The 5,695-nt window shown below is 47.9% G+C and carries 6 protein-coding genes and 1 pseudogene; 4 read left to right on the forward strand and 3 right to left on the reverse strand.

Going from position 1 to position 5,695, the window contains the following annotated elements; translation table 11 throughout:
* Window positions 1-98 precede the first annotated feature (98 nt).
* Window positions 99-1,514, reverse strand: coding sequence for a TldD/PmbA family protein (locus RMO35_RS07650; RefSeq protein ID WP_309739889.1), 1,416 nt, complete (start codon window positions 1,512-1,514; stop codon window positions 99-101).
* Window positions 1,515-1,679: 165 nt separating this feature from the next.
* On the opposite strand from RMO35_RS07650, the gene RMO35_RS07655 reads away from it, so the two are divergent.
* Together RMO35_RS07655 and RMO35_RS25230 are read left to right on the forward strand one after the other, a co-directional pair.
* A complete protein-coding gene (locus RMO35_RS07655) occupies window positions 1,680-1,841 on the forward strand; it encodes a hypothetical protein (protein ID WP_309739892.1) in 162 nt (53 codons plus the stop codon).
* Window positions 1,799-2,304: pseudogene (locus RMO35_RS25230) on the forward strand (DinB family protein). The gene RMO35_RS07655 and the pseudogene RMO35_RS25230 overlap by 43 nt, the downstream one beginning before the upstream one ends.
* A 182-nt stretch (window positions 2,305-2,486) precedes the next feature.
* Here the strand turns inward: RMO35_RS25230 and RMO35_RS07670 are convergent.
* Window positions 2,487-2,900 carry a universal stress protein gene (locus tag RMO35_RS07670; protein ID WP_309739896.1) on the reverse strand — a complete coding sequence of 138 codons (414 nt, stop codon included), beginning with the start codon at window positions 2,898-2,900 and terminating at the stop codon, window positions 2,487-2,489.
* A gap of 236 nt (window positions 2,901-3,136) precedes the next feature.
* Between RMO35_RS07670 and RMO35_RS07675 the strand changes: the two genes are divergently transcribed.
* Window positions 3,137-4,339, forward strand: coding sequence for a phosphoglycerate kinase (locus RMO35_RS07675; protein ID WP_309739901.1), 1,203 nt, complete (start codon window positions 3,137-3,139; stop codon window positions 4,337-4,339).
* 167 nt (window positions 4,340-4,506) lie between these two features.
* Window positions 4,507-5,370 (forward strand): Uma2 family endonuclease, encoded by an 864-nt coding sequence (locus tag RMO35_RS07680; protein ID WP_309739904.1) that lies wholly within the window; start codon window positions 4,507-4,509, stop codon window positions 5,368-5,370.
* 30 nt (window positions 5,371-5,400) lie between these two features.
* On the opposite strand, the gene RMO35_RS07685 is transcribed toward RMO35_RS07680, so the two are convergent.
* The coding region (locus tag RMO35_RS07685; protein ID WP_309739906.1) for an AAA family ATPase at window positions 5,401-5,695 on the reverse strand (295 nt) is incomplete at its 5' end.

The raw sequence follows: 5,695 nt of genomic DNA on the forward strand, positions 1-5,695 counted from the left end.
GCTTGACGGTTATGACAAACCATCCAGTAGCATAACTCGTTTATGATAAAAATTAAGAGAACGCTTTCCACGCCACAATAGACTGTTCGGGCATTTCCTTACTCATCGTCCTCCAAGTCATCCATATCGCCCCCGACGACTACATCGCGAATTCGTAAACTCGGCCCGCCAACCCCAACCGCCAAACCACCTTGTCCGGCTTTTCCACAGCCGCCAGACTCATCCCAATAGAAATCATCGCCGATACCTTCAATATCGCCTAACGTTTTAAACACGTTCCCCGATAGCGTCACATCCCTCACTGGTTCGGCAATTTCCCCATTGCGGATCATCCACGCTTCACCCGCGCTAAAGGTAAACATCTCGCCGTTTGTCATCCCGCCGAGCCAGTTGCGGGCATATACACCCTCTTTGATATCCGCAAATAGATCCGCGACGGGCGTATGTCCCCGATCGATCCAAGTATTCGTCATCCGCACGATCGGAGGATAATGGTAATTTAGGCACCGAGCATTTCCCGTCGCCGTTTCACCCAATTTCCCCGCCGTCTCCCGCGAGTGCAGTCGCCCTACCAATACGCCATCCTCGATTAATTGCGTCGTCGTGGCTGGAGTGCCTTCATCGTCATATAAATAACTGCCGCGATGTCCTTCTGGTGCCGCACCATCGAAGATTTGTAAATCGTTGCAGCCGAAGCGCCGCCCCATTGTCATCACTTCCAACAGGTCGGGATTTTCATACATCGAATCGGCTTCGGAGAGGTGTCCAAATGCCTCATGAACGAACAAGCCTGTCAAAATGGGGTCGATCACCACTGTATAGGCATTGCCCTTGACCGGGGGCAGGAACAGGGCAGCAACGGCACGTTGAGCGGCACTCTCGACCTGTCGATCGAGTCCGATGGTGTCTTCATAAGCCTTGCGGGAGCCGAGGGTTTCGCGTCCGGTTTGGACGGTATCGCCATTCCGCGCTGTAGCTGCAAACCGAATCTCCATATCGATCCACGATTGCTCGATTAGGGTACCTTCGGAAGTCGCCAGGACGATATGCTGGGCACTATCACCATAGCGAACTGAAGTCGTGGCAATCCGCCGATCGGTAGTCTGTAAAATATGATTGTAATGTTCGCACAGTGTCTTCTTGTGTGCGATCGGGATGTGGCGCGGATCGGTACCTGTCAGCGGTAAACTACAACTAGTCTGAATAATCTCGATCGGTGCCAATATTGTCTCATCTTCACCGATAATTCGCGCGGCGGCGATCGCTTCTTCGATCCGTTCGGCTAATGTTTCCAAGCGATTGAAACTCGCAAACCCCCAGCCACCTTTATAACAAGCCCGCACCTGTCCTCCGACGGCGAGATCTTCGCTCAGGGTTTCGACTTTATCACCCCGAATCAAAATATCTGTCCCTTCGGACTCTTCTAGTCTAATCGCCAAATAATCCACCCGATCGCGGTAACGCTTAATCAAGTCTGTCAGGCGGTTTTTGCTATCTACAATTACAGAAGGCATGGGGTGGAGGGGAAGAGGGTAAGGGGTAAGAGGTAAAAGGTAAAAGGTAAAAGGTAATAGCCATTAAGTAGGGTGGGCACTGTCTTGTCTCGCTCAACCTGGAGGGAACCTCCAGAGCGCGAGCCGCTGCCCACCATCTAGTTTTCAGCTCACCATCTAGGTTTCATGTCTTGCTATTATTATAAATGTTTAGGTCGTGCCACCGATCGGGCGATCGGACATACATCCCAAATTTCTGAGAATTTAATACTAAATAAATACCTGCAACCCGATACCGAACAGTTATGGATTACTACAGGACGATCGCGACATACAATAAATGGATGAATCAGAAGCTATATGCTGTCTGTGCTGAGATTCCCGATGGCAATCGCAAATCCGATCGCGGGGCTTTTTTTAAATCGGTACATGGTACTCTCAATCATATTCTGGTTGCCGATCGGATTTGGCTGGGTCGATTTACACAAGCACCATTTGTCGCCAAACTCGATGGGGATCTATATAGTGATTTTAGCGAGTTACGGAGCGAACGGGAACGACTCGATTTTCCAAGGAAAGGCTACGCCAACGGACGATTATCGATTGGGCACAAGATTTAACGCCAGACTGGCTGAATACGGATTTTACCTATACCAATAGTTCTGGATTTACGCGCACCCGTCCCCACTGGCTGCTGGTGACGCATATGTTCAACCATCAAACTCACCATCGGGGACAACTTACAACTTTACTCACTCAGATGGGTTATCAGCCTGGTGTCACAGATTTACCAGCGATGATGGATAAATAGTGAATAGTGGATAGTGGATAGTTAATAGAAGTAAGTTTTGATATGTCAGTCCTCATAGCGTCTGCATTTGGCTCCAGCAGGCTATCGCCGCAGAGGAGCGGTTTCTAACTGCTTTGCTTATAAATAGCAACTTGGGTTATTTAGCAGACTATTCACTATTCACTATCCACTATTCACTATCCCTACGGCACGATTAACACCGGACATGGCGAGAGATTTATCACTCGACTCGCCACACTTTCGGCTGTATGTTCCAAATCCAAACCGATCCCGTGACTGCCCATCACGATCAGATTGACATTGAGTTCGTCAGCCACATCGCAGATTGTAAACGCTGGCTTACCTTCCCGCTGCAAGATTTCCGCTGTAATCCCTCGCTGGGCACATAGTTCCTGCGCCGCATGTAGCAACCGATCGATCGCGTCTGGAGATTGCATCACGGGATCTTCGAGGACTTCGGCATCGAGATCTGGTGTCTCGACGACCGATAATAAAGTTAGCTTACTTTGATATTTTTGTACCAGATCGATCGCCACATTAATGGCTTCTTGAGATTCGCGAGATCGATCGAGTGGGAATAGGATTTTGTTAAACATAATGACACGAGGCTAAGGAATCCTGGCGTTTATCCTCTTAATCATCTCATTTTCGATCTCCAGCTTCAACTCGATCGAGATTGGTAACAAATCTACACGGGTTTTCCGGTAGAATTGTGAAACGGCAGAGCTAAATGTTTTCTTTAATACAGTACACAGATTCGGTATTACTAAATTTTCTCAGCTTTTATATCAAAACAAAATTAACCACCAACTAGTTTTAAGGAGTTTAACCAGTGTCTAAGAAGTCCATTGCCAGCCTATCCGCTGCCGATCTCACCGGGAAGCGCGTCCTCGTTCGCGCTGATTTTAACGTACCTGTGGACGACGCCGGAAATATCACCGACGATACCCGGATTCGGGCGGCGCTGCCCACCATCAAAGATCTGACTGGTAAAGGTGCTAAAGTCATCCTCAGCAGCCACTTCGGTCGTCCCAAAGGTGTCGATGAGAAATTGCGTCTGACTCCCGTTGCCAAGCGATTATCGGAGCTATTAGGGCAAGATGTAGTCAAATGCAATGACTGTATCGGCGATGAAGTCGCTAGACAAATCGCGGCAATGGCAAATGGACAAGTTGCACTGCTTGAAAACGTCCGTTTCTACCCTGAAGAAGAGAAAAACGATCCCGAATTTGCGAAGAAATTAGCGGCGAATGCTGACTTATATGTCAACGACGCTTTCGGTACCGCACACCGTGCCCACGCTTCGACAGAAGGCGTCACCAAGTATCTGAGTCCTTCAGTTGCTGGTTACTTAATCGAAAAAGAATTGGAATATCTCCAAAACGCGATCGAAAAGCCGCAAAAGCCGTTAGCCGCGATCGTCGGTGGTTCTAAAGTATCGAGTAAAATCGGTGTAATCGAAACTCTCCTCGATAAGTGCGACAAATTATTCCTCGGCGGTGGGATGATTTTCACTTTCTACAAAGCACGCGGTTTGAAAGTTGGTAACTCCTTGGTTGAAGATGACAAATTAGACCTCGCTCGGGCGCTGGAAGCTAAAGCGAAAGAACGCGGCGTTGAATTTTTATTACCTACTGATGTTGTCGTAGCTGATAAATTTGCTGCTGATGCAAATGTCCAAGTCGTTAATGTTAATAACATTCCCGATGGTTGGATGGGATTAGATATCGGCCCTGATTCTATTAAAGTGTTCCAAGCTGCTCTAGCTGACTGCAAAACCGTAATTTGGAACGGCCCGATGGGTGTATTTGAAATGGACAAATTTGCGGCTGGTACGTTTGCCGTAGCCGACACTCTCGCTCAAATCTCCAAAACTGGCGCGATTACGATTATCGGCGGTGGCGACTCAGTTGCAGCGGTAGAAAAAGCTAATTTAGCCGACCAAATGAGCCACATTTCGACAGGTGGCGGTGCTTCATTAGAATTACTAGAAGGCAAAGTCTTACCTGGAATTGCTGCTCTAGATGATGCGTAAGTAAATTACTATCTACCGCTAGAAATTCTAAAAAACTTGCAAAACCCGCTCCAATCGATCGAGAAGATCGATATTGGAGTGGGTTTTATTCTGTGCGATCTATCTGTCAGGGAGACATTTGTAGAACAAACGAGTAAAATGTTGATAGATCTTTTGGTATAGTAGCCATGTTCCAGTACGAACTACCCAGATACCTACCCACCGCCGACGAATTACCCTGCTCTGACGATACTCCAGTGGATAATGAACTTCAGGAACTCATACCTGGCTTGCTCAAATCGATCTTACAGATCTTATGGGTCGATCGGATGGATTGGTTCTTTGGGATCGATATGGGAATCTATTATCATCCAGAGCAACCACCGATCGTGCCTGATGGTTTCTTGAGTTTAGGTGTCGAGCGATTTTATGATGAAGAACTGCGTCCCAGCTATGTACTATGGGAAGAGCAAGTCGTACCAAGTTTTGTGCTGGAAGTAGTTTCGGGTACTCCCGGTCGAGAATATACCAGCAAGCTCGACGAATATGCCAGAATGGGCGTCTTATACTATGTCATTTACAACTCCAAGCGGCGACGCAAGCCGAAACTAGAGATTCACAAACTTGTAAATGACAAGTATGAGTTGCAAGATAGTAATCCGTTTTGGATGCCGGAAATTGGGCTGGGTATCGGCTATGAGCGCGGCGATTATGGTGGATTAACGCGAGATTGGTTGTATTGGTATAACGAACACAATCGACGCTATCCTACGCCAGCCGAGCAAATCAGACAAGCTCAAGCACAAGTGGTACAAGAACGAGCACAAGTAGTGCAAGTTCAAGCACAAGTGACACAAGAACGAGCGCAAGTATTGCAAGCTCAAGCACAACTGGCACAAGAACGAGCGCAAGTATTGCAAGCTCAAGCACAAGTGGCACAAGAACGCGATCGAGTATTGCAAGCCCAAGTACAAGTGGCACAAGAACGAGACCGCTCGAACAAATTAGCTGCTAAATTACGGGAATTGGGTATCGATCCAGACAACATTTAAAAGAGTCGATCGAGAGTATCTCATCCCCAATTACTCGACAACTTGTAAAGCAGCAAAATTGCAATTAGCCACCGCCGCTTCCCCACTATCCTGACACTGAAGATAATTTTGCCAAGCCGCTGGAGAAACCCGATAATCGCCCAACTGCTGCGCGACTAACTCACCTAATTGCGGGTCGGGGAAGAAACAGACAAACATCTTGGCGCAACTTTGAGCGGTCAGATAACCTAGCTCGAATTCGCGATCGCACCGACCGGGGCGAATCAAGGCTGGATCGAGCTGTTCGCGATGATTGGTAGTCAGGATCGTAATGCTCCCTTCGACG

The organism is Chamaesiphon sp. OTE_20_metabat_361 (genome assembly GCF_031364565.1).